At 67.4% G+C, this 24,719-nt stretch carries 23 protein-coding genes; 8 read left to right on the forward strand and 15 right to left on the reverse strand.

What is annotated here, in order from left to right:
• Positions 1–6 precede the first annotated feature (6 nt).
• The 10 genes from O5K39_RS18230 to O5K39_RS18275 all read right to left on the reverse strand — a co-directional run bounded on the left by O5K39_RS18230 (position 7) and on the right by O5K39_RS18275 (position 7,424).
• Entirely contained in the window at positions 7–813 is an 807-nt protein-coding gene (locus tag O5K39_RS18230) for a response regulator (RefSeq protein WP_271145018.1), read from the reverse strand.
• A 77-nt stretch (positions 814–890) separates the two neighbouring features.
• Complete coding sequence (locus tag O5K39_RS18235; protein ID WP_271145019.1) at positions 891–2,186, reverse strand: adenylosuccinate synthase; 1,296 nt, start codon at positions 2,184–2,186, stop codon at positions 891–893.
• Between the two features lie 74 nt (positions 2,187–2,260).
• Entirely contained in the window at positions 2,261–3,424 is a 1,164-nt protein-coding gene (locus O5K39_RS18240; RefSeq protein WP_271145020.1) for a phosphoserine transaminase, read from the reverse strand.
• Positions 3,425–3,426: 2 nt separating this feature from the next.
• Positions 3,427–4,374, reverse strand: a complete 948-nt coding sequence (locus O5K39_RS18245; protein ID WP_271145021.1) for a DnaJ C-terminal domain-containing protein — start codon at positions 4,372–4,374, stop codon at positions 3,427–3,429.
• Positions 4,375–4,470: 96 nt separating this feature from the next.
• Positions 4,471–4,842 carry a hypothetical protein gene (locus tag O5K39_RS19570; protein ID WP_348637119.1) on the reverse strand — a complete coding sequence of 124 codons (372 nt, stop codon included), beginning with the start codon at positions 4,840–4,842 and terminating at the stop codon, positions 4,471–4,473.
• Complete coding sequence (locus tag O5K39_RS18255) at positions 4,824–5,822, reverse strand: terminase family protein (protein ID WP_271145022.1); 999 nt, start codon at positions 5,820–5,822, stop codon at positions 4,824–4,826. Before O5K39_RS18255 ends, O5K39_RS19570 begins: the two co-directional genes overlap by 19 nt.
• The gene (locus O5K39_RS18260) at positions 5,785–6,222 is read right to left on the reverse strand and encodes a hypothetical protein (RefSeq protein ID WP_271145023.1); all 438 of its coding nucleotides are present in this window, start codon (positions 6,220–6,222) and stop codon (positions 5,785–5,787) included. Before O5K39_RS18260 ends, O5K39_RS18255 begins: the two co-directional genes overlap by 38 nt.
• Before the next feature lie 121 nt (positions 6,223–6,343).
• A complete protein-coding gene (locus O5K39_RS18265) occupies positions 6,344–6,820 on the reverse strand; it encodes a YcgN family cysteine cluster protein (RefSeq protein ID WP_271147189.1) in 477 nt (158 codons plus the stop codon).
• Complete coding sequence (locus O5K39_RS18270) at positions 6,817–7,173, reverse strand: type II toxin-antitoxin system HicB family antitoxin (protein WP_271145024.1); 357 nt, start codon at positions 7,171–7,173, stop codon at positions 6,817–6,819. The genes O5K39_RS18265 and O5K39_RS18270 overlap by 4 nt, the downstream gene beginning before the upstream one ends.
• A complete protein-coding gene (locus tag O5K39_RS18275; protein ID WP_271145025.1) occupies positions 7,170–7,424 on the reverse strand; it encodes a type II toxin-antitoxin system HicA family toxin in 255 nt (84 codons plus the stop codon). The genes O5K39_RS18270 and O5K39_RS18275 overlap by 4 nt, the downstream gene beginning before the upstream one ends.
• A 98-nt stretch (positions 7,425–7,522) precedes the next feature.
• On the opposite strand from O5K39_RS18275, the gene O5K39_RS18280 reads away from it, so the two are divergent.
• The 7 genes from O5K39_RS18280 (at position 7,523) to O5K39_RS18310 (ending at position 15,440) form a co-directional block, all read left to right on the forward strand.
• Positions 7,523–9,352 (forward strand): ABC-F family ATP-binding cassette domain-containing protein, encoded by a 1,830-nt coding sequence (locus O5K39_RS18280; protein ID WP_271145026.1) that lies wholly within the window; start codon positions 7,523–7,525, stop codon positions 9,350–9,352.
• Between the two features lie 684 nt (positions 9,353–10,036).
• The gene (locus O5K39_RS18285) at positions 10,037–10,504 is read left to right on the forward strand and encodes a hypothetical protein (RefSeq protein WP_271145027.1); all 468 of its coding nucleotides are present in this window, start codon (positions 10,037–10,039) and stop codon (positions 10,502–10,504) included.
• 141 nt (positions 10,505–10,645) lie between these two features.
• Complete coding sequence (locus O5K39_RS18290; protein ID WP_271145028.1) at positions 10,646–11,683, forward strand: ABC transporter substrate-binding protein; 1,038 nt, start codon at positions 10,646–10,648, stop codon at positions 11,681–11,683.
• Entirely contained in the window at positions 11,676–12,464 is a 789-nt protein-coding gene (locus O5K39_RS18295) for an ABC transporter ATP-binding protein (RefSeq protein WP_271145029.1), read from the forward strand. The genes O5K39_RS18290 and O5K39_RS18295 overlap by 8 nt, the downstream gene beginning before the upstream one ends.
• Positions 12,461–13,228, forward strand: a complete 768-nt coding sequence (locus O5K39_RS18300) for an ABC transporter permease subunit (protein WP_271145030.1) — start codon at positions 12,461–12,463, stop codon at positions 13,226–13,228. The genes O5K39_RS18295 and O5K39_RS18300 overlap by 4 nt, the downstream gene beginning before the upstream one ends.
• A gap of 62 nt (positions 13,229–13,290) precedes the next feature.
• Positions 13,291–14,334, forward strand: a complete 1,044-nt coding sequence (locus O5K39_RS18305; RefSeq protein ID WP_271145031.1) for a hypothetical protein — start codon at positions 13,291–13,293, stop codon at positions 14,332–14,334.
• Complete coding sequence (locus O5K39_RS18310; RefSeq protein ID WP_271145032.1) at positions 14,331–15,440, forward strand: DUF2336 domain-containing protein; 1,110 nt, start codon at positions 14,331–14,333, stop codon at positions 15,438–15,440. Before O5K39_RS18305 ends, O5K39_RS18310 begins: the two co-directional genes overlap by 4 nt.
• 161 nt (positions 15,441–15,601) lie before the next feature.
• Here O5K39_RS18310 and O5K39_RS18315 read toward each other — a convergent pair whose 3' ends face one another.
• The 5 genes from O5K39_RS18315 to O5K39_RS18335 all read right to left on the reverse strand — a co-directional run bounded on the left by O5K39_RS18315 (position 15,602) and on the right by O5K39_RS18335 (position 23,176).
• Complete coding sequence (locus O5K39_RS18315; protein WP_271147190.1) at positions 15,602–16,033, reverse strand: MucR family transcriptional regulator; 432 nt, start codon at positions 16,031–16,033, stop codon at positions 15,602–15,604.
• Between the two features lie 153 nt (positions 16,034–16,186).
• Complete coding sequence (locus tag O5K39_RS18320) at positions 16,187–17,404, reverse strand: DUF2336 domain-containing protein (protein WP_271145033.1); 1,218 nt, start codon at positions 17,402–17,404, stop codon at positions 16,187–16,189.
• 43 nt (positions 17,405–17,447) lie between these two features.
• Positions 17,448–17,921: a copper chaperone PCu(A)C gene (locus O5K39_RS18325; protein WP_271145034.1), complete on the reverse strand. Its 474-nt coding sequence runs from the start codon at positions 17,919–17,921 to the stop codon at positions 17,448–17,450.
• Between the two features lie 78 nt (positions 17,922–17,999).
• Positions 18,000–18,974, reverse strand: coding sequence for a cysteine synthase A (gene cysK / locus O5K39_RS18330; protein WP_271145035.1), 975 nt, complete (start codon positions 18,972–18,974; stop codon positions 18,000–18,002).
• 443 nt (positions 18,975–19,417) lie between these two features.
• Complete coding sequence (locus tag O5K39_RS18335; RefSeq protein ID WP_271145036.1) at positions 19,418–23,176, reverse strand: M10 family metallopeptidase C-terminal domain-containing protein; 3,759 nt, start codon at positions 23,174–23,176, stop codon at positions 19,418–19,420.
• 200 nt (positions 23,177–23,376) lie between these two features.
• Here O5K39_RS18335 and fliI point away from each other — a divergent pair, with 200 nt between their 5' ends.
• Positions 23,377–24,717: a flagellar protein export ATPase FliI gene (fliI, locus tag O5K39_RS18340; RefSeq protein ID WP_271145037.1), complete on the forward strand. Its 1,341-nt coding sequence runs from the start codon at positions 23,377–23,379 to the stop codon at positions 24,715–24,717.
• The last annotated feature ends 2 nt before the right edge of the window (positions 24,718–24,719 follow it).

Raw genomic sequence — 24,719 nt, forward strand, 5'->3', positions numbered from 1 at the left:
CTGTGACTAGCCGGTCCGGGCCAGCGGCTCCGGGTCGGCCAACAGGAGCAGTGCATTGATCGGGGCCACCAGCGCGGCCTTGGTCGACGCCCCTGCACGAAGCGTGGCCTCCAGCCCGGCGGCAGCGACAGCGAGCTTGGCGTCGGATGTCTTGATGGCCAGGGCTTTCAGCGTCTCGGCCTGGGTTCGCGTCGCGCGGATCGCCTGCAGCGGATCGTTGTCGAACTGGGCCAGGGCGGCGGCCAGAATTCGCATGGCCTGGTCCTTGACCGCGATCGCGGCATCGGCTGCGGACGCCGGCTTGTCAGCCTTGCGCTTCTGGGGCCCCGCATATTCTCCGGAGTTGAAGCGCCGCCGGTCGGGTCCGACATAGCCGACACCCTCGACCCAGTCGCGCGTCTTGAGGGCCACGTTCTCGACCCGGCGGAACAGGTCGCCTGACGTGAAGGGCTTCCTCAGGAACTCATGGACGCCGCAGTCACGGGCACCCTTGATCGTACTGGCCGTCGCGTCCGCCGTGACCATGATGACGGGCGCGCGCCGGCTGGGCAGGTTCGACCGCCGCAGCTTGCGCGTGATGTTCTCGCCGTTCAGACGCGGTCCGGTACGTTCCGTAAAGATCAGGCCAGGCTCGATCTCGCGGATCGCCTCCATGACCCGCGCCTCGTCCGTTTCGGTGACGACCTCGCGCGCCCCCAGACTCTTCATGAGGTCGACCAGCAGTCGCGCAGACGCCAGGTTCGGATCGGCGATGACGACGCGCTGAATCGACGGGGCGATACGGCTCAGAACGCGGGCGTCGGCTGTAAACAAGGGGACCACTCCAGACTGAAGCGTTACCCTTAACCCAAGTCAGTTAAGACCATGTTGAACCGCGCCTTTTCGGCCGGTCAGCCCAGGAACGGGTCCCGCATCATGATGGTGTCGTCACGTTCGGGGCTGGTCGATAGCAGGGCCACGGGGGCCCCGATCAACTCCTCGATCCGCCGGACATATTTGACCGCGTTCGCATTCAGGTCCCGGAAGCTGCGCGCCGAGGCCGTGCTTTCGCTCCAGCCCTCCATCTCCTCGAACACCGGCTCGGCCGCCGCCTGCGCCTTCAGACTGGACGGCAGATAGTCGACGATCTCGCCGTCGATCCGATAGCCGATGCAGATTTTCAGCGTCTTCAGCCCGTCCAGCACATCCAGCTTGGTCAGGGCGATGCCGTCGATGCCGTTGATCGCCACCGACTGGCGCACCAGCACCGCGTCGAACCAGCCGCAACGGCGTGCGCGCCCGGTGTTGACCCCGACCTCGCGCCCCACGGTCGACAGATGCTCGCCGACCTCGTCGAATAGTTCGCAGGCGAACGGACCCTCGCCGACGCGGGTCGTATAGGCCTTCACGATCCCCAGCACATAGCCGACCCCGCGCGGCCCGATCCCGGACCCCGCCGCCGCCTGCCCCGCCACCGTGTTCGACGACGTCACATAGGGATAGGTGCCGTGGTCCACGTCCAGGAAGGCGCCCTGCGCCCCCTCGAATAGAACCCGCTTGCCGCCCTTGATCGCCTGGTCCAGAACCCGCCACGCCGGCTGGACATAGGGCAGGATCTTCGGCGCGATCTCCAGCAATTGCGCCAGCAGTGCTTCCGGATCGATCGGATCGAGTCCCAGCCCTTGCCGCAGCGGATCGTGGTGCGCCCGCAACCGGTCGATCTTGACCTTCAGGTCTTCGGCATTGGCCAGGTCACAGACCCGGATCGCGCGCCGCCCGACCTTGTCTTCATAGGCCGGGCCGATGCCCCGTCCCGTCGTGCCGATCCTGGCACCCGGCGCGCTCGCCGCCGCCTCACGCGCCACGTCCAAGGCTGGGTGGATGGGCAGAATCAGGCAGGCATTGTCGGCGAGGATCAGCACATCAGGGCTGATCGCCACCCCTTGCGCCTCGATCTTCTCGATCTCTCCGACCAGATGCCAGGGATCGACGACGACGCCGTTGCCGATGATCGACGGCTTGCCCTGAACCACGCCCGAGGGCAGCAGCGCCAGCTTGTAGACCTTGCCGTCCACGACCAGCGTATGGCCGGCGTTATGGCCGCCCTGGAACCGCACGACCATGTCTGCCCGGTTCGACAGCCAATCGACGATCTTGCCCTTGCCCTCGTCGCCCCACTGGGCTCCGACTACCGCCACGTTCGCCAAAGGATTCGTCTCCGCCTGATGCGGGCGCAGCCTATAGACGGGGAATCGTCCGGTGTCGTCCTGAACCACGCTTTTTAAGCGTCGAGTTCCGCCACCGCCGTCTCGAACGCCCAATCCAGCCATGGCGTCACGGCCTCAACGTCCGCCGCCTCCACTGTCGGCCCGCACCACAGTCGCAATCCGGCCGGCGCCTTGCGATAGGATTCGACGTCGAACGCCGCGCCCTCGGCCTCCAGCAGAGCCTTCATTCGCATGACGAAGGCGTACCGCCCCGCCTCGTCCAGACCGGCCACACGCGGATCGACGATCTTCAGACAGACCGACGTCGTTGAACGCGTCTCCGGCCGGTTGGCCAGAAACTCGATCCAGGGCGTCCGCTCGACCCAGGCTTCCAGCACGGCGAAGTTGGCGTCCGTCCGGCGATGCAGTTCGGCAAGGCCGCCTACCGACAGCCCCCATTCCACCGCATCGATCCAGTCCTCGATCGTCAGAACCGACATGGTGTTGACGACCACGCCCGTGGCCAGGGCTCGGTCGAACCGGCCCTTGTCGTCGGTCAGCTTGAGCACCTTGGGCAGGGGCCGATCCGGGGTGTAGCTATCCAGCCGATCGACGGCTCGCGGCGACAGGCACAGGACGCCGATCCCCGCTTCCCCGCCCAGAGCCTTCTGGAACGAGAACCCGACCACATCCACCTTGGCCCAGTCCAGCGGCATGCCGAATGCCGCAGAGGTCGCATCGCAGATCACGATGCCCTCGCGATCCGCCGAGATGAAGTCGGCGTTCGGCACCCGAACCCCCGCCGTCGTCCCGTTCCAGGGAAACACCAGATCCTTCTTCGGATCGACCCGGGTCAGGTCGGGCAGGTCGCCCCACCCCGCCGACAGCACCTCAGGCTCCAGCTTCAGCCGGTCCTTGACCGCCGTTTCCCACTGTTTCCCGAAATTCTCGAACGCCACGACCTGCACCGGGTGCTCGCCCAGCATGCCCCACAGTGCCGCCTCGATCGCCCCGGTCTGGGAGCCCGGCACGTACAGCATCTGGAAATCCTCGGGGACTTCCAGCAACCGCCGCGTCAGGGTCAGCGCCTCGGCGAACCGTGCGACGACTTCGGGCGCACGGATGCCCCTGCCCAGCAGATTCTGCGGCAATCCCGCCAGCGAATAGCCCGGCCGTTTCGCCGTCGGACCCGCACTGAACCAGGGCCTCGCCGGCCTCACACTCGGCTTGATCGTCATCGTCAGCGTCCCGGCTTGTAGGGGCGCTTGTCGCGCCACTCCTGGGCAAAGGCCTTCAGCGCCTCATCGGGCGTATCAGGCAGCATCACCACGATCCGTGCCTTCAGGTCGCCTCGGCGCCCGCCGACCATGGCACCGCGCCCCTTCAGCCTCAGTGTCTGGCCCGAGTTGGACCCCGCGGGGATCGTCACCGACACCACGCCCTCCGGAGTCTGAGCCTGCACCTTGCCGCCCAGCACCGCGTCCGGCACCGACACCGGCAAATCCATGGTCAGATCGGCACCGTCCACCCTGAACACGGGATGGGCTGCGATCTTCAACTCGATCAGAGCGTCGCCCGGCTCGGTCCGTCCCGGCGTTCCCTGCCCCCGCAGACGGATCGTCTGACCATCCGTCGCGCCCTTGGGGATGGTGACATCCAGTGTCCGGCCGTCCGAAAACTGGATCCGGCGTGTCGCCCCGGCGATCGAGTCCTCCAGGCTGATCTCGAGCGAGGCCCGTACATCCTGGCCGCGCCCGAATGCCGCACGCCCTCCACCGCCGCCGGCCCCTGCACCGCCGCCGAACCGACCGAACAGTTCTTCCAGGTCGATGTTGTCGAAACTGGCCCGTCCGCCGGGACCGCCCTCGTGACGAGGCCCACCGCCAAAGCCGCCCGCGAAACCGCCCGTGCCGCCTGCCCCGAACGGACTGCCGCGTCCGCCGGTCGGGCCTGCGTACTGCTCACGCCCATCGGCGTCGATCTGGCCCGAATCGTATTTGGCGCGCTTTTCCTTGTCGCCCAGCACGTCGAACGCGCCGGTCACCCGCTGGAACCGCTCCAGCTTGGCCTTGTCGCCGGGATTGGTGTCGGGATGCAGTTCCTTGGCCAGCTTTCGGAACGCCTTCTTGATCTCGTCCGCGCTCGCGCCCCTGGAAACGCCAAGTTCCTTATAGGGATCGCCCGCCACGTCTGATCTGCTCCTTCAAGCCCGGCCGTCATCACGGCGTCATCCGCCTGACCGTGAGCGTCAGTTAAGCCATGAGCGCGTCAAAGCAATGGGCTTTCAGCCTGTGAAGGCCACCGTGGCCTCGCCGCCCCACCCCATCCGGCCGTTCGACTGCGCCACTCCGACCCGCGCGGAGGTCCCGACACCGCCCGGGAAGTCCGCTGCGATCTCGGCCGCCGCATAGACCGCCTCGCTCCCATCGACATCGAAAGCGCGGACGACACTCGCGCCGTCGAACACCCTGACCCGGAAAATCAGGGGATCGCTCGCGACCGGCTCGCCCTCCCAGACGTCGCCGCCCGTCCTTGTGCGTGCAATCCAGCCGTCCGCCCCGCGCGCGATCCGCACCGACCGCCCATCCACCGTGTATTCATAGGCGGCGGGCCAGCCCTGCCGCCCCGGCACGGTCGTCACCCGATCGGGCCGCAATGACCACAGCTCTTCAGGCGCCTCTCGCACCCGGCCTGTGACAGGATGGTCCGCACCATCTCCCCGCCCTGGTTGGACTCGGCGACGATGGAATGCGCGCCGAACATTCCGGCCGCCTCGACCACCGCCTTTGCCCAGCCGTTCGGCGACAACCCCCGCCGCGACCGGTCGGCCAGCACATAGGCCCTGCGTCCGGCCCGCCCCACGACCACGATGCCACAGGCATCGCCGTGCGTTGTGATCGGCGGGTCCACCCCCACCACGATCCGCTCCATCTGGGCCGGCCGGTTCCCGCGCGCCCGCGCCAGATCGGCCGCGGTGAACAGCGCCCCGTCGGTCTCGACCACCAGCCCTTCCAGCTCCTGCGCCGCCAGGCTTGTGCCGCCATACAGATCGTTCAGATGCGCCAGAAACCCCGGCGAGAGATTCTCTGAATTCTCGGCCGTCGGGCCCCGGTCCAGCCAGACCCCCGGCTCGGCCATCAGTTTTCTCAACATCGGCGTCGGCCTGGGTGTTGTGGTCACCATCAGCCGGGGATCATCCCCCAGCCGCAGCCCCATCCTCAGATTGGCCAGCACACGCTCTGGCCTGCGCCACGCACAGACCTCATCGGCCCAGGCGGCGTGAAACTGCGGCCCCCTCAGACCGTCCGGATCTTCGGCCGAGAAGGCATAGGCCACCGTCTCGCTGGGCCAGACCAGCCGTTTGCGGCTGGCCTCCCAGTGCGGCGTGTTCTCCGGATCAGCCAGTGCGATCAGCCCTGACGGCCCCTCGATCATCACTTCTCGGACGTCGTGAAACGCGGGTCCGACCAGGGCCAGGTTCAGGCCCTTGGAGCGCGCCAGATCATTCAGCCAATAGGCTCCGGCATAGGTCTTTCCGGACCCACGTCCTCCGAGCAGCAGCCAGGTTCGCCACGGGTCCGCATTCGCGATCTGGTGGTCATGCAGGCGCGGCGTCCGCGAAAGCAGCGCCTGCATCTGCCGACCTTTGAGACCGTCCAGCCATTCGCTTTGTTTCGATCGCGGCTCGGATCCTATCAAGACGGGATTCCAGTTCGGCGCGTATCGTCGCGACTTCGGCGGGGTCCATGTCGTCGTCTCCATCGTCGATGGCGTCCTCGCTCATGTCGTCCTCGTTGTCGTTGGCGTGGGATTTCGCGGGCTTGGTTAGCAGCCCATCGACCAGCTTGATGGTGCGCGCCATCGCGCCGATGGTCCGCACACGGCGTTCGATCGTCAGGATTTCACCCTTGGTCGAGGGGCTCTCGCGAAGCTGGCCCATTTCCTCGTCGACCATGGCCTGAAGCCCGGCCAGATGGTCCACAGCCAAAGAACGTCCCTGCATCGCCCGCCCCGCCTCGTCTTTCATTCCGGCCATGAACGAACTATAGCGGACCAGCGCCCCTGGGCGCGTAAATGGCCTCGAGAATCGTCCAATCCCTTATTCTGCAAGGGATTGGTCGCTCGAAGTTCGCAACCTGGGGCCTTCGGACAAGCCGTCAGCCGCGCTCGACGTCCCATTCGGGGGCTTCATAGGCCACCGCGTCTTCGGGATTTTCCAGGTCCAGCTCTGAAATCGTCTGGCCGCGCACCGACACCCCCGCCGCGTGAACGCTCTCGGGATCGCCCGACACCAGCGGATGCCAGTTCGCCAGCCCCCGCCCCTCGTCGATCCGGCGATAGGCACACGACTTGGGCATCCACTTCAGCTCTTCGATATTCCACGGCGTCAGCTTGATGCAGTCCGGCACATGGTCCTTGCGGTTCGCATAGTCGGTACAGGTGCAGGCGTTGCTGTCGAACAGCCGGCAATGCACCTTGGTGGCGAACACCGTGCCCGTATCCTCGTCCTCGAACCGGATCAAACAGCACAGCCCACACCCGTCGCACAGGCTCTCCCACTCCTCGCGGGTCATCTGCTCCAGACGCTTGGTCTGCCAGAAGGGCTTGTCGGCCGCGACCGTCCGGGACGTCAGACCGAGACAGCCTTGGCCATGTCGGCGTCGGCAGCGCGTCTCAGGGCCTCCTCGGCCCAGCTGTTCAAACTCTGACCCGACAGTTCCGCCGCCTTGGCCACACGCGCATGAACCAGGGGATCGACCCGGAACATCACCTTGCCGGAATAGGGTTTGTCCGGCGACTTCCCGATCTTGGCGCAGGTCTCGATATAGTCGTCTACGGCCTCCCGAAATGCCGCCTTCAGTTCGCTCGCCGTGTCGGCGTGAAAACCGATGATATCGTTGATCCCCGCAAGGTGGCCGAAGAAAAGCTCGTCATCAGCGTCGAACTCCACGGCCGCGGAGTATCCCTTATAAGTCATCTGATTCATGGCGTTACTCCAATTTTCGTGAGAAACAGACGGGCGTCCTTCACCTGATAGGGTTTGGCTTCCTTGCCGGGGTGAGGACGGTGGAAACGAACCACCAGATCATCAAGCTCGAACTTGACCGCCGATCCCTTGCCTTCGATCGTTCTGGATCCGACCGCGACCAGCAGGCTCTCGATCGCCGCCCATTCGATCGTCCGGGAGACCGGATCTGCGAACACCGCCCTCAATGTCTTCGCTTGCTTGCTGTTCATGCAAGCAACATCGTAATCACGCGACCCGAATTTCGCAAGCACATTTCGCAAGCGCGGGGCAGTGGCTAAACCAACTGCGCTCCTCTATACGCCCCGCCATGGCTCCCCGCTCCTCCCCCCGCCCTCCTCTCGTCTCGCTCAAGGACGTGCGTCTTCAGGACGGCCAGCGCCCCCTGTTCGACGGCGTTGACCTCGCGATTGAACCCCGCACCCGCTCCTGCCTCGTCGGCCGCAACGGGGCCGGCAAGTCCACCCTGATGAAGGTCGTGATGGGCCTGATCGAGCCGGACTCGGGCACTCGCTCGATCCAGGGTGCGGTCAAGTTCGCCTACGTCCCGCAGGAACCCCTCATCGCCGGCGAGACCCTGCTCGACTACGCCACCTCCAACGACGCCGAACACTGGACCGCCGAGGCCTGGCTCGAGACCTTTGGCATGGACCCGCACAAGTCCACCAAGGGCCTGTCCGGTGGCGAGATCCGCCGCGCCGCCCTGGCCAAGGCCTTCGCCGAGGAGCCCGACCTGCTGTTGCTGGACGAGCCGACCAACCACATGGACATCCTGGCGATCGAACTGCTGGAAAAGGAAATCATCGCCGCCCGCTGCGCCGCCCTGATCGTCTCCCACGACCGGGCCTTCCTGAACCGCGTGACCCAGTCCTGCCACTGGCTCGACAACCGCCAGGTCCGCACCCTGAACAAGGGCTTCGACGCCTTCGACGAATGGGCCACCAAGACCCAGGAAGAAGAGGCCCTCGCCTTCCAGAAGCTGACCAAGACGATCGAGCGCGAGACCGCGACCTTCTACTCCTCAATCACCGCCCGCCGCAGCCGCAACGAGGGCCGCGCTCGCAGCCTCGACGCCCTGCGCGCCGAACGCGCCGAACAGGCCAGGGACCGGCCCCGCGAACTCTATCTCGGCGTCGATTCCGGCAACACCTCGGGCAAGCTGGTCGCCGACCTCAAGGGCGTCACCAAATCCTTCGGCGACCGCGTCGTCATCAAGCCCTTCACCAGCCGCATCATCCGCGGCGACCGCCTCGCCATCGTCGGCCCCAACGGCGCGGGCAAGACCACCCTGGTCAAGATCATGCTCGGCGAACTGGCCCCGACCGAGGGCACGGTCAAACTGGGCGCCAGCCTGGAGACCGTCTATCTGGACCAGTCCCGCGACGGCCTGCGCTCTGACATGACCCTGTGGGACGCCCTGACGCCGGGCGGCGGCGACTCGATCATCGTGCGCGGCATCTCCAAGCACGTCGCCGCCTACGCCAAGGACTTCCTCTTCACCGAGGCCCAGCTGCGCCAGCCGATCTCGACCCTGTCGGGCGGCGAGCGCAACCGCCTGCTGCTGGCGCTGGCGCTCGCCAAACCCGCCAACATGCTGGTCCTCGACGAACCGACCAACGACCTCGACATGGACACCCTCGACAAGCTCGAGGAACTGCTGGAGCAGTACGACGGCACCCTGATCCTGGTCAGCCACGACCGCGACTTCGTCGACCGTCTCGCCACCTCGACCATCGGCATGAACGGCCGCGGCGACATCGTCGAAACCCCCGGTGGCTGGACCGACTTCATCCGCCAGAACCCGGACTTCCTCAAACAGATCGCGGAGGGCCGCTCTGCGACGCCCGCCGCCGTCGCCCCGGCGCTGGCGCCGACTCCGGCGAAGGCCGCCCCGGTCGCCAAGGGCAAGATGTCCTTCAAGGACACCCACCGCCTCAAGGAGCTCGACACCCTGATCCATGAGCTCCCCGACACCATCAAGACCCACCAGACCCGCCTCGACGACGTCAACTTCTACAGCCGCGACCCTGCCGGCTTCGCCTCCACCATGAAGGCCCTCGAAGCCGCCCAGCACAGGCTCGCTGCGGCCGAGGAGGAATGGCTGGAGCTGGAGGCGAAACGCGAGGCCTTGGCGGGATAGTTCGTCTTTTTCTGCCCTTATCCACCGGCTGCCAGACGCCCCGCCGAAAGATGACAGGTCAATGACAACCGCAACTTCCGTGCGTCGCCGATCCGTTATCCACCGGTCAAGGCCATATTCGTCCCCAGTTTGATCCCCATTTACCGTGTTCGGACCACTTGCTGGATCCCGCGTTTGGAGCGAGCTTGATCAGGCCGAGGGACACGGCGGCGCGGAAAACCAGGGAGACCTAGGGCTCAAGCGGGTCGGTCCGGCTCTCTGATCCGGCACTTTGCCAAAGGCGCTTTCGGGCGACGCGGGGAAGTCAGGACAGGGCCAAGGCTCCTGATGCGGAACGCTTCGGCGGGAAGGATCGAGGGGAACCGGGCCAGGATCGATGAACGACGGCGGGGCGCAATCTCCGACGGACCGGCATCGAACAGGAGCCGACAGGATACAGCCGAATGCTTCCGGGGTCCGCTCCGCAGGCAGAACGCCAGGGCCCTGAACCTCAATGGCCAAGTCCCAACCCGGACTTGGTGAGGGGACGAGAGCAAGGGTTCGCCCGGGCTGTCGTCCCCTCGCTCAATTCTGGCTCCGGCATCTGGCCGGGCCGCTGCGTGAACCCCGCCTTGACGCGGTCGGCACCCTCCCCCACCGTGATCCCGCAAGCCGAACTGTCCGGCGGCGCGTAAGGGTCGGCCAATGTTCTCGAGTGTTCTGGCCGCCATCGCCCTCGCCATCTCCGTCACCCCGCAGTCGACCCAGACGCCTGAAGAGACGGCGATCTACGCCGCCGACTACCGCGATCTGGCCGCTGCCTACGCCACCGCACCAAAGCCCGTCATCGTCTCGATCGAGGTCGACCGGCGGCGCAACGTCGTCCGCGTCACGGGCACGGCTCCCGGCATCTGGTTCTCCGAAAACCAGATCCCGGTCGGCCTGGAAGACGACAGCGGCCAAAACATCGGCGGCTTCCTGGCCCACGCCCCGCACACGTTCGGCGACGACGAGAACGAGTCCTGGGCCTTTGCGGTCAACATCCATATCCGGCCGGGCACCACCCCTGCGACGGTCATCGTCTCGGCCGACGAGGTCGCGGGCGAGTGGGGCGATGTCGGGCCGCCCCCTACGCCAAGCTTCCGCTTCGCCATTCCGGCCGAGACTCGCTGAGGAAACCGTGGGTCGATAAATTCCGCACGATCCGCACGATCCGCACCGTGTTTTCGCTGACGTGATCTGCCCACCCGACGGCGTTCTCGAACCTCGACGCCCCGCCTTCCTTTCAACGCCAAGGCGCTCTAGTTTCCCGCCATGTCGCGAGACCAGAATCGCCCTCTCATCGCCAGCCGTCGCCTGATCCTGGCGGGGGGCGTCGCGACGACCGTGGCGGGCCTCGCCTCCTGCTTCCGTTCGGAGGCACCCGTCGATGACCAGGGCCGGGTCCGCATCCGCTTCGCCACCGACTGGCGCGCCCAGGCCGAGCATGGCGGCTTCTATCAGGCCCTGGCCTCCGGGGCCTATGAGCGACGCGGCCTGAACGTCCAGATCGTTCAGGGCGGGCCAGGCGTGAACGTACCCCAGCTGCTGGCCGCCGGTGCCGTCGAGCTGGGCATGGGCTCGAACAGCTTCATCCCCTTTAACCTGGTCGCCGAGGACGCCCCGGTGAAGGCCGTCGCCGCCTTCTTCCAGAAGGACCCCCAGGTCCTGATCGCCCATCCCGATCCGGCGCTGGAGACCATCGCCGACCTGGCCGGCCGGCCCTTCCTGCTCGCCGACGCCTCGATCACGGCTTTCTGGGTCTGGCTGAAGGCCAAATATGGTTTCACCGACGATCAGGTCCGCAAATACACCTTCAACCCGGCCCCCTTCCTCGCCGACGAGCGGGCCGTCCAGCAGGGCTATCTGACCTCCGAGCCCTTCACGATCGAAGAGGTCGGCGGCTTCGAGCCCAGGGTCTTCCTGCTGGCCGACGAAGGCTATCCCTCCTATGCCGCCATGGTCCTGTCGCCCGACGGCTTCGCGCGCGACAACGCCAAGGCCCTGCGCAGCTTCATCGCCGCCTCGGCCGAGGGCTGGCGCGACTATATGAACGGCGACCCGGCCGCCGCCAACGCCCTGATCAAGCGCGACAATCCCGACATGACCGACAAGAGCCTGGACCAGGCCCGTCAGGCCCTGAACGAGAACTCCATCGTCGCGGGCGGCGACGCGGCCCTCTATGGCCTGGGCACTATGACCGCCGAACGCTGGCAGGCCTTCTTCGACACCACGTCCGGTGCCGGCGTCTATCCGGCCGGCCTGAACTGGCGCGACGCCTTCACCGACAACTATCTGCCGGGCCGTGGCTGAGACCTCGGTCGGCCCCATCGCCCGGCTGAGCCAGGCCGTCGTCCGCTATGCGCGCGGCCCCTCGATCGGCCCTGTCGACCTGACCCTCCATCCCGGAGAGATCGTGGCTTTGGTCGGCGCCTCCGGGGCCGGCAAGTCCACCACCCTGCGTCTGCTGGCCGGGCTGGAACAGGCGTCGTCGGGGCAGGTCGCCCTCGACGCCGCCCCGGGCCGAACCGCCTTCGTCTTCCAGAGCCCGACCCTGATGCCCTGGGCCGACGCCGTGACCAATGTCGCCCTGCCGCTGGAACTTACCGGCATCGCCCGCCCCGAGGCCCACCGTCGGGCCGCCGAGGCCCTCGCCGCCGTGGGCCTCGGCGACCGCCTGACCGCCCGCCCGGCCCAGCTCTCGGGCGGCATGGCCATGCGCGTCTCGCTGGCCCGCGCCCTGGTCACCGAGCCCGAACTCCTGCTGCTGGACGAGCCCTTCGCCGCGCTCGACTCCATCACCCGCCGCGGCCTGATCGAGGACCTGCACCGGCTGTGGGAGGCCCGTCTCGCCACCGCCCCCATGGCCATCGTCTTCGTCACCCATGACGTGGACGAGGCCGTCTATCTGGCCTCACGCGTTGTGGTCCTCAGCGCCACCGACGGCCGCACGGTTCAGAGCCTCGACATCCCCGGCCCCCTGCCCCGGCCGGCCGACTGGCGGCTCGAACCCGCCTACCGACAGGCGGCGGAGACCGTCGCCCGCGCCCTGTCCGACGCCATGCCGAACCTGGCCCCGGCGGTCCCCGCATGACCCGCCTCTGGCGCGCCCTGCCCCCGCTGCTCCTGATCGCTAGCCTGCTGGCGGTCTGGGAGGCGTCCTGCCGCCTGCTGGCCGTCCCGACCTATTTCCTGCCGCCCCCCAGCGCCGTCGCCGTCGCCCTGGTCGAGCGGGCTCCGGTCCTGGCCGGTTCGGCGCTCCAGACCTTCTGGATGGCGATCCATGCCCTGATCGTCGCCACCGTCCTGGGTGGAGGCCTGGCCATCGGAGTCTCCCTGTCGGACGCCGCCGAGCGCGCCGTCCGGCCCCTGGCCATCGCGCTTCAGGTCACCCCCATCGTCGCCATCGCCCCCTTGGTCCTGATCTGGGCGGGGCTGGACAATGCCGAGCAGGCGGTCGTGGCCCTCGCCGCCGCCGTCGCCTTCTTCCCGGTCTTCTCCGGCGTCCTGACCGGGCTGAAGTCGGCAGATCCGGACCTGGAGCGGCTGTTCGACCTGTACCGCGCCAATCGCGTCCAGCGGCTGCTCCGGCTGCGCCTGCCCACCGCCCTGCCCTTCGCGCTGGAGGGTCTTCGGGTCGCGGCGGGTCTGGCCGTCATCGGGGCCGTGGTCGCCGAGTTTGTCTCCGGCTCCGGGGCCGCCCAGGGCCTGGCCTGGCGACTTCTGGAGGCCGGCAACCGCCTGCGTACCGCCGAGCTTCTGGCCGCCCTGGTCTGGCTGGCGGCCCTGGGGCTTGTGCTCAACGCCGCCGTCGCCGCGATCAGCGGCTGGGTCGTGCGTCGCCAGTCGGGGCGTTAGCCCGGGGTTAACAGGCCGACGACTACCTTGGCCCGACGTTCCGCGTGAACGGGAGCCGCTCTGTGTCTGATCGTACCCTCTTTGCCCGACTTGTAACCTCGGTCGCCGTCAGCGCCGCGACCGTGCTGATCGCCGGTGCGGCGTCCGCCCAGTCGCGTCCCGGCGAGCAGGCCGGCCTGCGTTACCTGTCCTGGGCCGGAAAGCCCGCCTCGGCCGCGGCCGACGACCTGCGCCGGCCCGGCGTCATCCCGCGCCAGACGGCCTCGGCCACGCCGGCCCCGATGATGGGTCGCAACAGCCGCTACGGCTCCCCGACGCCGGGCGTCAACGCCCCGACCCCGGCCTCCGCCTGGATCTCCGGCCCGCCGCGTCCCCTGGCCATGCCCCAGGCACCCTCGCAGCCTCAGGCCCAGCCACAGCCCCAGCCCTACGACATCCAGGCCCAGACGGCCGTCCACAGCCCGGGCTATGGCCAACCGCAAGTCCAGCAAGGCCAGATGAGTGCTCCGGCACCGTCCGAGGCGCAGATGATGGCCTCGGCACCCGCCTATGATCCCTCGCGCGCCTTCCGCCGCCAGGACCCCTATTTCGCCGCCCCGCCCCAGGTGCAGGCGGCGATGCAGCCTTCGCCCCAGCCGACCTATATGCCGCCGCCCGCCCCGATCCCGACTGCGATCGACCCGGCTATGCAGGCGCAGCAGCAGGCGCAATCCTCCGCGCCCTACGACCCCAACGCCCCGCGCCGGGATGCCCTGATCTTCAGCATGAACCAGGGCGGTGCCGCTTCGGGCCAACCGCAGGCCCAGGCCCAACAGCCCCAGTACGCCCCGCAGCATGCTCCGGCACCCACTGATCCCAATGCCCCGCGCCAGCTGGCCCAGGCCGCTCCGACCCAGTCCGGACAGCCGCCCCGCGAAAGCGCCCGCTACTATTCGGTCCACCGCGAGGCGGGCCACGAGCCCGACGCCATGACCCTGCCTGAGTCCGTCTTCATCGGCGGCGGCACCACCCCCGACCTGGCCGAGCCGCCGCCCGTGCCGATCATGCCGCGCACCGTCAACGGCCGCGCCCAGGTGATGGTCAATCAGGAACCGGTCCTGCCATGACCGACGTCGCACCCGAGGCCGCCGTCGCCGGGTCCCGCCTGCCGGCCCTGATCGCCCTGGCCCAGGAACCGTCCAGCGAAAGCCGCCGGGCCCTGCTGCGCGAACTGACCGACCATTTCTTCGGCTCAACGGCCCGCACGACCAATGAGGACGCCCTCTACGGCTCGGTCCTGTCCGACCTGGCCGCCGACATGGAGGTCGCCGTCCGGCGCGAGCTGTCGGCCCGTTTCGCCGTCCGTTCCGACGCCCCCCGCGCCCTGATCCGCCGCCTGGCCAATGACGAGGCCGATATCGCGGGCGAGGTGCTTCGCGTCTCCACCGTCCTGACCGAGGAAGACCTGCTGGGCGTCGTCCGCGCCAAGGGACAGGACCACCTGCGCGCCGTCTCCGGCCGGGCCGATGTCTCCGAGGCCCTATCCGACGTCATCGTCCAGCGCGGCGACGACGAGACCCTGGGCACCCTGCTGCGCAACGACGGCGCCCGCCTGTCGCGCTCGGCGACGGAAGCGGCGGTCGAGCGGGCCAAGGCCAATCCCGACCTTCACGCCGCCACCGTCGAACGCTCCAGCCTTCCGCCCGACCTGCTCAACGAGATGTATTTCGTGGTCGAGGCCCGCCTGCGTCAGCACATCCTCGAACAGAACGCCGCCATGGACCCGGTGCTGCTCGAGAACGCCCTGGCCGCCGGACGGACCCGCATCGCCACAGATGACGGGGCCCTGCCCGCCGACTATGCCGCCGCCCACGACTATGTCGACGAACTGCGCGCCGCCGGTCAGCTGTCACCGACCATGCTGGCCCGGTTCCTGCGCTCCGGCTCGCGCACGCCTTTCCTGATCGCCCTGGCCCAGCTGGCGGACGTCGATTTCCATACCGCCCGCCAGATCGTCGAGCGGGGCGAGATCGACGCCCTGGCCGTCATCTGCAAGGCCGCCGACCTGGACCGCGCCCTGTTCCTGACCTTCACCGTGGTCATCCTGAACAAGGACGCCGACGCCATGGGCAAGGCCCACGGCTATGGCCGCCTCTACGCCGACCTGACCCGCGACCAGGCCCTGCGCACGGTCCGCTTCTGGCGCATGCGGCGGGGCGTTCAGGCGGCCTGAGGTTCGAGGTTCGAGAGACGAGGTTCGAGGGTTCAGACGAACGGACCCGCAGGAGACCCCCTCGAGAACCCTTGGCTCCTCGAACCTGGCCCCTCTCCCCTCGAACGTAAAACGCCCGCCTCCTTCCGAAAGCGGGCGTCTCAAACTGCCTCGCGGACAGACTACTTCTTGGCGCGGGTCGTGGTGCGGGCGGGTTTGCGGCCGCCCTGGCCCAAGCCCATCTGCTTGGCCAGTTCCGAACGGGCCTTGGCATAGTTGGGGGCGACCATCGGATAGTCCTTGGCCAGGTTCCACTTGGCCCGATAGTCTTCGGGGCTCATGTCGTACTTGGTGCGCAGGTGACGCTTCAGCGACTTGAACTTGCGGCCGTCCTCCAGGCAGATCAGGAAGTCGGGGCTGATCGACTTGCGCACCGGCACAGCCGGCTCCTTGATTTCAGGCTCGACCTCGACAACGCCGGTCGAGACCTGCGACAGGGCGGCATGGATGTTCGAGATCAGCGACGGCAGGTCGTTGGCCGAGACACTGTTGTTGCCGACATAGGCCGACACGATGTCCGCCGTCATCTCCAGAAGACCGGTCTTCTCGTCCATGTTCAGAGCTTCCACTTGCTGATTCTGCCTTTACTCGCCGCTCTTACGGCTGATTGGCAAGGTCAGTAGTGATCTTCGCCGACGAAAGCAATGCAAGGTCATCGATCGGCACGATTTACAGCAGACGAAGTCAGACAGCTTTGACGCGACTGATCAGCGTCCAAAGTTCTCGGCCAGGGCCATCATGGCGGCCCGCTCGGGAGCCGAGTATTCGTCCAGGCCTTCGCCGTCTCCGTCGCGAATGGCCTTGAGCAACTGGGGCGACAGGGCCGAGGACAGCGACCAGTTCCAGTAACGCAGCACCGTCTGGGCCCGATCGACGGCCAGCATCTCGAAGCAGATCGCGACCCTTTCCCAGGCCGGATGGATCTGGCCATCCGGACCCACCTCGGGCCGCCGCATGGACCGCCACAGGTTCTGGAGATCGACGCGGGTCATGCCCGTGGCCTTGCACAGGATGGCCAGGGGCTCACCGCCCGGGTCGCCCAGGATCTTGGCCCCCGTCAGCGGCTTGATCCCCGCCAGGTAGGATATTTCCGACGCCAGCTCGCGGCTCAGGCCCGATTGCGCCGCCACGGCGACCGCCTGTTCCAGGTTGTCGTAGGGGCTCTTGGCGACGGCGGCGCGGTTGCGCTGGCGGCGCTCGATGAACTGCAAGGCCTTGCGCGAGACAGGGTCCTGCCAGCCCTCGGCGGCGGCCATGGCGAAGACGTCCTCGACCACCTCCTGCATGACCTCGCGGGACACGGCGAAGCGTTGCAGGATGGTCCGGCGGTCCTCCTGTCCGCACCACCAGAACATCACATAGGCCCCCGACGGCCGCAGCTCGGCGCGGCGCAGCAGTTGGGCGCAATAGCTCGGCGTCTGGCGGCTCTGGTCGACGATCTGCTCGACCCCGACCTGGGACAGGCGGGCCGTGGTATTGCGCATCACCGCCTCGACGACCCGGGGCTCGGCAAAGCCGATCAGGGCGTCGGTGACCACCTCGGCCAGACCCCGTCGATTGGCGATCAGGACGCGGTGCTCCACCGAGGCGTCCCGGGCACAGGCCACCAGGTCGGCGTCGGTCAGGGAGGCGCACTGCTCGATCAGCAGGCCGGCGATCTCCGGCTCATCCCGTAGCAGCATCCGCGCCAGGCTGTTGGGCAGTTCCGACAGGGGGGCCAGCCGGGCCGCGACGCGCTTGCGCTCCTGGGGGGCGGCCAGACGCAGCATCTCGACCAGGAGGTCGCCGGTCACCGACCGTTCGAAGGCGTTGATCCGGCTGGCCGGCAGGGACACCACGTCGGCCAGCCGCTTGAGCAGCGCGTGGCGCGCGCGCAGCGCCGGGGTCGGCGCATCCTCGATCGGGGCGGCAGCGGCTTCGGACATGTCCTCCACAGACTAGGCCTCAGCGGTTAACCGGCCGTGACGGTCAGTCGTACGCCGCCCAGGCCGCGCGGCTGTCGCCGGTCAGAGCGAACCCGGCCTCGACCACACCGGCGTCCCGAAAGGCCAGGGTCAGGACAACCTGTCCCTCCACGGCCTTGGCCGGGTCGAAGTCGATCAGCATCAGGTGCAGGTCGCTGCCGGGGCGGATATCCAGTGCGCCCTGGGCCGGTACGTCCCAGACGGGCTCCGAATCCATGCTGACCCCGGTTGCACTGCGTCGGATATGATGAAACTCAACCCGGCTGGCGCAGGTGCAGGTGACGCCCACCAGCTGGTCCCGTGCCGACGACGCATTGACGACACGAACATAGCCCGCCGAAGCCTCGCCGACAGTCCCGGAGCTCGCCACGATCCGCCGGCTGAGGTCCAGCGACCCGGCGACCGCGGGGGTCTCGGCCAGTGCAGGCGCGGAGGCGAGCACTGCGGCCGCGCCCAGTATCGTGCGGAGGAACATCATCGAAACCTGTCCTTCAGCGGGCCGCGAGGGCCGGAACGATCTCAGTTCCCAAACCGTAGTCCTGAAGCAAGGCCGACGCTACAGCCCGTCGAACAGGGCGGTCGACAGATAGCGTTCGGCGAAGCTGGGGATGATGACCACGATGGTCTTGCCTGCGTTCTCGTCCAGGGCGGCCAGTCGGAAGGCGGCGGTCAGGGCGGCGCCGGAGCTGATCCCCACGGGAATGCCCTCGGTGCGGGCGACCTTGCGGGCCATGTCGAAACTGTCCTCGTTGGAGACCTGTTCGACCGCGTCGATCACGTCGCGGTCCACGATCGAGGGGATGAAGCCCGCGCCGATGCCCTGGATCTTGTGCGGGCCGGGCGCGCCGCCGGACAGGACGGGCGAGGCCGTCGGCTCGACCGCCACCATCCGCACCGAGGGCTTCTTGGCCTTCAGGGCCTGGCCGACGCCGGTGATGGTGCCGCCGGTGCCGACGCCCGAGACGACGATGTCCACGGCACCCGCCGTGTCGTTCCAGATCTCCTCGGCCGTCGTCGCCCGGTGGATGGCAGGGTTGGCCAGGTTGTCGAACTGCGACGGGCTGACGGCATTGGGCGTGGTTTCCAGCAGTTCCTGGGCCCGGGCGATGGCACCCTTCATGCCCTTCTCGGCGGGGGTCAGTTCCAGGGTCGCACCCAGCAGGGCCAGCATCTTGCGCCGCTCGATCGACATCGATTCCGGCATGACCAGGATCAGCTTGTAGCCCTTGGCGGCGGCGACGAAGGCCAGGGCGATGCCGGTGTTGCCGCTGGTGGGCTCGATCAGGACGGTGTCGGGCTTGATCTTTCCGGCCGCTTCCAGCGCCTCGACCATGGCCACGCCGATGCGGTCCTTGACCGAGGCGATGGGGTTGAAGAACTCCAGCTTGGCCAGCACCGTGGCCTTTGACCCATACTCTGCCGACAGGCGGGGCAGCTTGACCAGAGGGGTGTCGCCGATGGTGTCGATGATGGACTCATAGACCTTGCCACGGCCCTGGGTGGCGCGATTTGAGGCGTCGTAGTCGGACATGGAAGCTCCGTCGTTCCCGGTGTGTCGGGGTCGCATAACAGATAGGCCGATCGGGGCGACCGCAAGGGGGCGGCCCGGCGATTTATCGGTGACGGCCTTGCGAGATTTCATATCGGCGGCGTCGCGGAACCGGGGGCGGGGGACGGTCGGAAAAGCAGGGTCTGAAAGGTCCGAATGGTCTGGAATGTAAGGTATGCATTACTTTTTTGAGGAGTCCGGACTCAAAAACAGAGTCCGAAGAGTCCGTTGAGTCCGTTGAGTCCGGACTCTGATCGGGTCCCCGGGAGGATGCTTTAGGGTCTCAAAGACAGACGCGGACCGACAGTCTACCACGCTCTCAGGGCGCGCTTGGTCGAAGGCCTCGAGAATCGCTCAATCCCTTGTGCGGCAAGGGATCGGGACGCCGAAGTTGCGAAACCGGACCCGTCCGGCGACCCTGCGCCCTACAGATACCAGTCCGGGGTATGATGCAGGCCGCCGGTCGTGACCGTGTCGAGGTCCAGCATGTAACGGCCGGTCCACGTTATCGGCCCGGTCAGATTGCCGTCGTCGACCCATTCGACGGGCAGGACGTCGGGGCCGGCGTCCTTGAGTGCGGGCTCGGGCTCGGTGCCCGAGGCGCTCCAGCGGATGTCGGAGGCCAGCAGCCGGGTGTCGGCCAACTGGATCAGCATGTCGTTGGTCCCGTTGCCGCCCAGATCGACGAAGACGAATGACCCGGTCCCCAGATAGGCGATGCCGAATGTGTCCGACGCCCCGGTCCGCACCCCGGTCAGGTCGATCCGGTCCTGGCCCGAGACGAAGCCGAAGATGCCGTCGGCCGCCGCGACGGTCGAATCCGAGGCCGCGACATAGACGAAGGTGTCCGCCCCGGCGTCCCCGAACAGGGCGTCGGCCCCGCCTCCGCCGGTGATGGTGTCATTGCCCGCCCCGCCCGCGATGGGATCGGCCAGGGACGTGCCCCTCAGGATATCTGCATCGGCCGAGCCGATCAGATAGACGCCGTGCGACCCGCCATAGACGAAGTCGTTGCCGTTCACCGCCTGGTTCAGCGCGATCAGCTGGAATCCGCCCGCCGGGGTCTCCGCATAGACAAAGCTGGACCCGCCCGACCGGATCACCGAGATCGAGGTGGTGTTCAGAGGCGTCAGATCGAAGCGGTCTGACCCGGTCGCGAAATCGGTGATGACGTCATAGGCGGCCGCCGTGGAATCCGATGTCGCTGCATAGCGGATGATGTCCGCACCACCGCCTCCCGTGATCAGGTCGGCGCCGTCCCCGCCCACAATGACGTCACTCTCCGCCGAGCCGATCAGGGTCTCTCCCGAGGCGGATCCCAATAGGGTGACGCCCAGGGAGCCCCTGATCCAGTTGGTCAGTACATCACGGCCGTTCAGCTCGGCGCCGGCGAGGCCGACTTGCAGCGCCCCTCCGAGGCTTCCGTCGGCGAAAAGGAAGCTAGATCCGTTCGAACGGACGATGGTCACGGTGACCAGGTTCCAGCCGTTCTGACCCAAGGATATCCTGTCGACGCCCGTTCGAAAGTCGGTGATGATATCGGACGACCCTGCTGTCGAATCCGACAGAGCGAAGTTGAAGGCGTCTCTTCCCTCGCCCCCGGTCAGAACATCGGCTCCACCTTGACCCCATATCAGATCGTCGCCGAGACCGCCTGTGATGGTATCTCCGCGCTCGGAGCCATAAAGCTCGGCACGCGTACTGCCGAGAGCCAGCATCGTGACACCCTGGGTACCAGCATAGACCAGATCGCGTCCGTTGAAGGCGCTGGTGCTTCCGACCTGCAAGGTGCCACTCGCCGTCGTGGCGAACAGGAAGGAAGACGTGGAGCCCGTGCGAATGATGGTGATCTGGCTTGTCGTCAGGGCCGTCAGATCGATCGTATCCAGCCCTTCCTGGAAGTCTGAAATGATGTCGTAACCGTCGGCGTTCGAGTCGGCCGCCGAGGTGAACACGAAGACGTCCGCCTCGTCGCGAGGGATGGCATAGGGATCGGTTACCGGCGCGGAGCTGCCCACGCCGCCCCAGAGAGTGTCGGCGCCCAGACCGCCCTGGATACGATCGGTGCCCAGGCCGCCGAACAGTTGGTCGCTGCCCGCTCCGCCAACCAGCAGGTCCGCCCCATCGTTCCCGCGCAAGATGTCGTCGCGCGCTGATCCCGTCAGGCGGTCATTGCCGATACCGCCGCCCAGAACGCTGGACGTGGCCCCTGCGCTGATGACGTCGTCGCCGCCCATACCCATGGCCAGTGTCAGGCCCGACAGTGTGTCGGCTCCTTCCGTTCCCGCGCTGTAGATCCTGGCCGGGTCGATGTAGGGTGCCCGGATCGGCGCATAGAGTCCAACGAAGATCGGATCGCCATAGGCATTGTCGAGGAATGTCGAAGCGCCCAGCGACGCGGCGTCGACCCCGACCAGGCGCGCGAGAACCCGGGAACCGTCGAAGGACATGATCACGGCATCGGCACCCTGCTGTCCCAGGATCAGGCGATATTCCCTCAGAACCGTCGCAGAGTCGAAGCTGTCGGAGGCGTCGATCCTGTCGATTCCGACCTGGAAATCCGTGATCACCGCCTCTGACAGCGGATTGAACAACACGAAGGTATCGGCACCGCTGCCGCCGGTGACGCGGACACCGCCGTTGGCCGCCCCAGCGGTATACAGAGGGTAGAATTGAGAGTTCGCAGACGGTACGCCGACCGTGATGACATCATCGCCCGCGCCGCCGTCGATCACGGCGTTGGAGTAGGCCCGAATCCGATCTGATCCTGCTCCGCCGAGGATGGTGACGACGTCTCCGGCCACGCTGGTGTAGACCTCTCGGGAATTGTTCAGGCCAAGAGCTTGCCTTTGCCAAGTTCCCGACCACCCTGCCGTGATCGTGTCGTCGCCATCGCCGCCGTCCAGGATCGAGCCGTTGGAAATCCCCTGCGACGTCAGGGTGTCGTTCCCGGCTCCGCCCCTGAGAATGTCGCTGGAGTTGATGACGGTGGTGATCGGCGCGGTGTTTTCCAGAGCCCGCGACCCGGCGTCGAGCCGATCGTCGCCGCCGAGGCCCGACAGTTCGTCCGGGCCAGTCGTGCCGGTCAGGGTATCGGCGCCCTCGGTGCCGGTCTGGACCAGACCACTGGGGCCGACGGTGATGCTGCGGTCGGCGAACCGGAAGGTCTCGATATTGGTGACGCGGTCCGTGCCGCTGGCCGCGCCGGACACGGTCCAGATGCCGTTCGACAGGCTGAAGCTGTAGTCGGCGAAATTGCCCTCGAAGACGGCGGTGTCGACGGCGATATCGTAGCGCGACTCGACCCCTCCATCGATGTAGTCGTTGCCCAGACCGCCCTTGAGCGTATCCACGCCGCTGGCCCCGTACAGCCAGTCATCACCGGCCAGGCCGTCAAGGATGTCGGTGGATACATAGCCGATCATGATGTCCGCGCCGGCCGTCGCGGTAAGCGGCGCTGCACCCTCGCGGATAGACACGCGTCGCACGGCAGGGGCGATCACCCCGTCCTGCGACAGGCCCAGAAAGCGGTCGGTGAACACCACATGCTCGACCCCGGTCAGCAGGTTCACGGCGGTGCCGGTCTGGATCCGCAAGACGCCGCCCGACTGGGTTACCACTGAGTCAGCATAGGCGACGGTCAGGGTCACTGTGTCGTCACCGCGTCCGCCGTGGACGGTGTTTGACCCCGCGCCCGGACTGAGGCTGTCGTCGGTCGAACCACCCGTGATCGTGTCGTTCCCCGATCCCGTCGCGATGTATGTGAAGCTGATATCGAAGCCGGTGACCGACCAGTCCTGGGTCGTGTCCTGCAAGGCCACACTCATCCTGTATCCCAGCAGGATCTGCTCGAAATTCGTGAAGGACCCGACCAGCGAGTCAGGGGCAGAGCCGCCCCGAACGAAGTTGGACGTCCAGACCGCGACCGAGCCTGGCGTTTCGCCCGGTCGAAGCGTGAGGTATCCGTAGTACTCGCCGTCAAAGACGATGCGGTTGGAGAAATCGATGGTGTCGAACCCGGCCCCGCCGTCCAGGGCTGGCGAGGTGAAGAAGGTTCTGTCGTCCCCATCCGTGCCGGACAGGGCGTCGTCCGCGATCGCCGCCCACGCCCGATCGCCCGTCGTGTCCTGGACCACCATCACCTCAGGGCGATCCGCCCCGTTCATCAACACGGCCCGAGACATACTGAACTCCTGAAGGGACTGGGCTCAGTATAGACGGCGGCAGTGACGCGGCCATACCTCGAAAAGTAGAGGTCGGGCGATTGTTCGCGTCCGTCCGCCTCAGACGTGATGCCGGATCCCCGCGCTTCGCGGTCCCGACCGGCCCCGACCGGCCCCGACCTTCACCCCCCGTTAACCACGATCCCGCATGCGTTAACGCGATGCACAACCTCGTCTCAGCCGTTCAAGCCATCGATCCCCTGGTCGTGACCGGCAAGGTCGCGGGGGTGTCCGGCTTGCTGATCGAGGCGAAGGGCGGCTTGTCGCGGCTGGCGGTCGGGGCGCGGGCCGAGATCACGCGCCGGGGCACGACGGCCCTGCCCGCCGAGGTCGTGGGGTTCCGGGATTCCAAGGCCCTGCTGATGCCGTTCGGCCCCGTCGAGGGGGTGGCCCCCGGTGCCGACATCAAGATCATCGGCCAGCAGGCCAGCGTGCGGCCGACCAAGGCCTGGCTGGGCCGCATCATCGACGCCTTCGGCCAGCCCATCGACGGCAAGGGGCCGCTGCCGACCGGGCCTGCGCCCTATCCCCTGCGCGCCTCGCCGCCGCCGGCCCATTCGCGCGGGCGGGTGGGGGAACGGCTGGACCTGGGGGTGCGGTCCATGGATGTCTTCACCACCACCTGCCGGGGCCAGAGGCTCGGCATCTTCGCCGGGTCGGGCGTCGGCAAGTCGGTGCTGCTGTCGATGCTGGCCAAACAGGCGACGTGTGATGTCGTCGTGGTCGGCCTGATCGGCGAACGGGGCCGGGAGGTGCGCGAGTTCATCGAGGAGACCCTGGGCGAAGAAGGCCTGCGCCGCGCCGTCGTGGTGGTGGCGACGTCGGACGAGCCGGCTCTGAAGCGGCGTCAGTCGGCCTATATGACGCTGGCCATCGCCGAATATTTCCGGGACCAGGACCTGGAGGTGCTGTGCCTGATGGATAGCGTCACCCGCTTTGCGATGGCCCAGCGCGAGATCGGGCTGGCGGCGGGCGAGCCGCCGACCACCAAGGGCTATACCCCCACCGTCTTCACCGAACTGCCCAAGCTGCTGGAGCGGGCCGGGCCGGGGCCGATCCGGCCGGACGGCACCACGGCAGGGCCGATCACCGCCCTGTTCACCGTGCTGGTGGACGGCGGCGACCATGACGAGCCGATCGCGGACGCCGTGCGAGGGATCCTGGACGGCCATATCGTCATGGATCGCAAGATCGCCGAGCGCGGGCGGTTTCCGGCCATCGACGTGCTGAAGTCCGTCAGCCGGACCATGCCCGAGAACCAGACGCCACCCGAGCGCGAGTTGAACCGCCGGGCCCGGCAATGCCTGTCGGCCTATGCCTCGATGGAGGAGCTGATCAAGATCGGCGCCTACCGGACCGGCGCCGATCCGATCACCGACCGGGCCATCGCCCTGAACCCCGCGCTGGAGGCCTTCCTGGGTCAGGACAAGGAGGACGTCACCCGTCTTTCCGATTCCTTTACCCGCCTGGAGGCAATCCTGAACCAGGGCATGGTTCAGTGATC

Source organism: Brevundimonas sp. NIBR10 (assembly GCF_027912515.1).
Classification (GTDB): Bacteria; Pseudomonadota; Alphaproteobacteria; order Caulobacterales; family Caulobacteraceae; genus Brevundimonas.

Excerpts from the sequence above, each read along its gene's own strand:
- O5K39_RS18300 (WP_271145030.1), top strand. The coding sequence starts at position 12,461 with ATGACCCGCCTCTGGCGCGCCCTGCCCCCGCTGCTCCTGATCGCTAGC.
- O5K39_RS18270 (WP_271145024.1), bottom strand. The coding sequence starts at position 7,173 with ATGAATCAGATGACTTATAAGGGATACTCCGCGGCCGTGGAGTTCGAC.
- O5K39_RS18320 (WP_271145033.1), bottom strand. The coding sequence starts at position 17,404 with ATGTCCGAAGCCGCTGCCGCCCCGATCGAGGATGCGCCGACCCCGGCG.
- O5K39_RS18325 (WP_271145034.1), bottom strand. The coding sequence starts at position 17,921 with ATGATGTTCCTCCGCACGATACTGGGCGCGGCCGCAGTGCTCGCCTCC.
- O5K39_RS18285 (WP_271145027.1), top strand. The coding sequence starts at position 10,037 with ATGTTCTCGAGTGTTCTGGCCGCCATCGCCCTCGCCATCTCCGTCACC.
- O5K39_RS18310 (WP_271145032.1), top strand. The coding sequence starts at position 14,331 with ATGACCGACGTCGCACCCGAGGCCGCCGTCGCCGGGTCCCGCCTGCCG.
- O5K39_RS18335 (WP_271145036.1), bottom strand. The coding sequence starts at position 23,176 with ATGTCTCGGGCCGTGTTGATGAACGGGGCGGATCGCCCTGAGGTGATG.
- O5K39_RS18315 (WP_271147190.1), bottom strand. The coding sequence starts at position 16,033 with ATGGACGAGAAGACCGGTCTTCTGGAGATGACGGCGGACATCGTGTCG.
- O5K39_RS18280 (WP_271145026.1), top strand. The coding sequence starts at position 7,523 with ATGGCTCCCCGCTCCTCCCCCCGCCCTCCTCTCGTCTCGCTCAAGGAC.
- O5K39_RS18255 (WP_271145022.1), bottom strand. The coding sequence starts at position 5,822 with ATGCAGGCGCTGCTTTCGCGGACGCCGCGCCTGCATGACCACCAGATC.
- O5K39_RS18275 (WP_271145025.1), bottom strand. The coding sequence starts at position 7,424 with ATGAACAGCAAGCAAGCGAAGACATTGAGGGCGGTGTTCGCAGATCCG.
- cysK (WP_271145035.1), bottom strand. The coding sequence starts at position 18,974 with ATGTCCGACTACGACGCCTCAAATCGCGCCACCCAGGGCCGTGGCAAG.
- fliI (WP_271145037.1), top strand. The coding sequence starts at position 23,377 with ATGCACAACCTCGTCTCAGCCGTTCAAGCCATCGATCCCCTGGTCGTG.
- O5K39_RS18290 (WP_271145028.1), top strand. The coding sequence starts at position 10,646 with ATGTCGCGAGACCAGAATCGCCCTCTCATCGCCAGCCGTCGCCTGATC.
- O5K39_RS18260 (WP_271145023.1), bottom strand. The coding sequence starts at position 6,222 with ATGGCCGGAATGAAAGACGAGGCGGGGCGGGCGATGCAGGGACGTTCT.
- O5K39_RS18240 (WP_271145020.1), bottom strand. The coding sequence starts at position 3,424 with ATGACGATCAAGCCGAGTGTGAGGCCGGCGAGGCCCTGGTTCAGTGCG.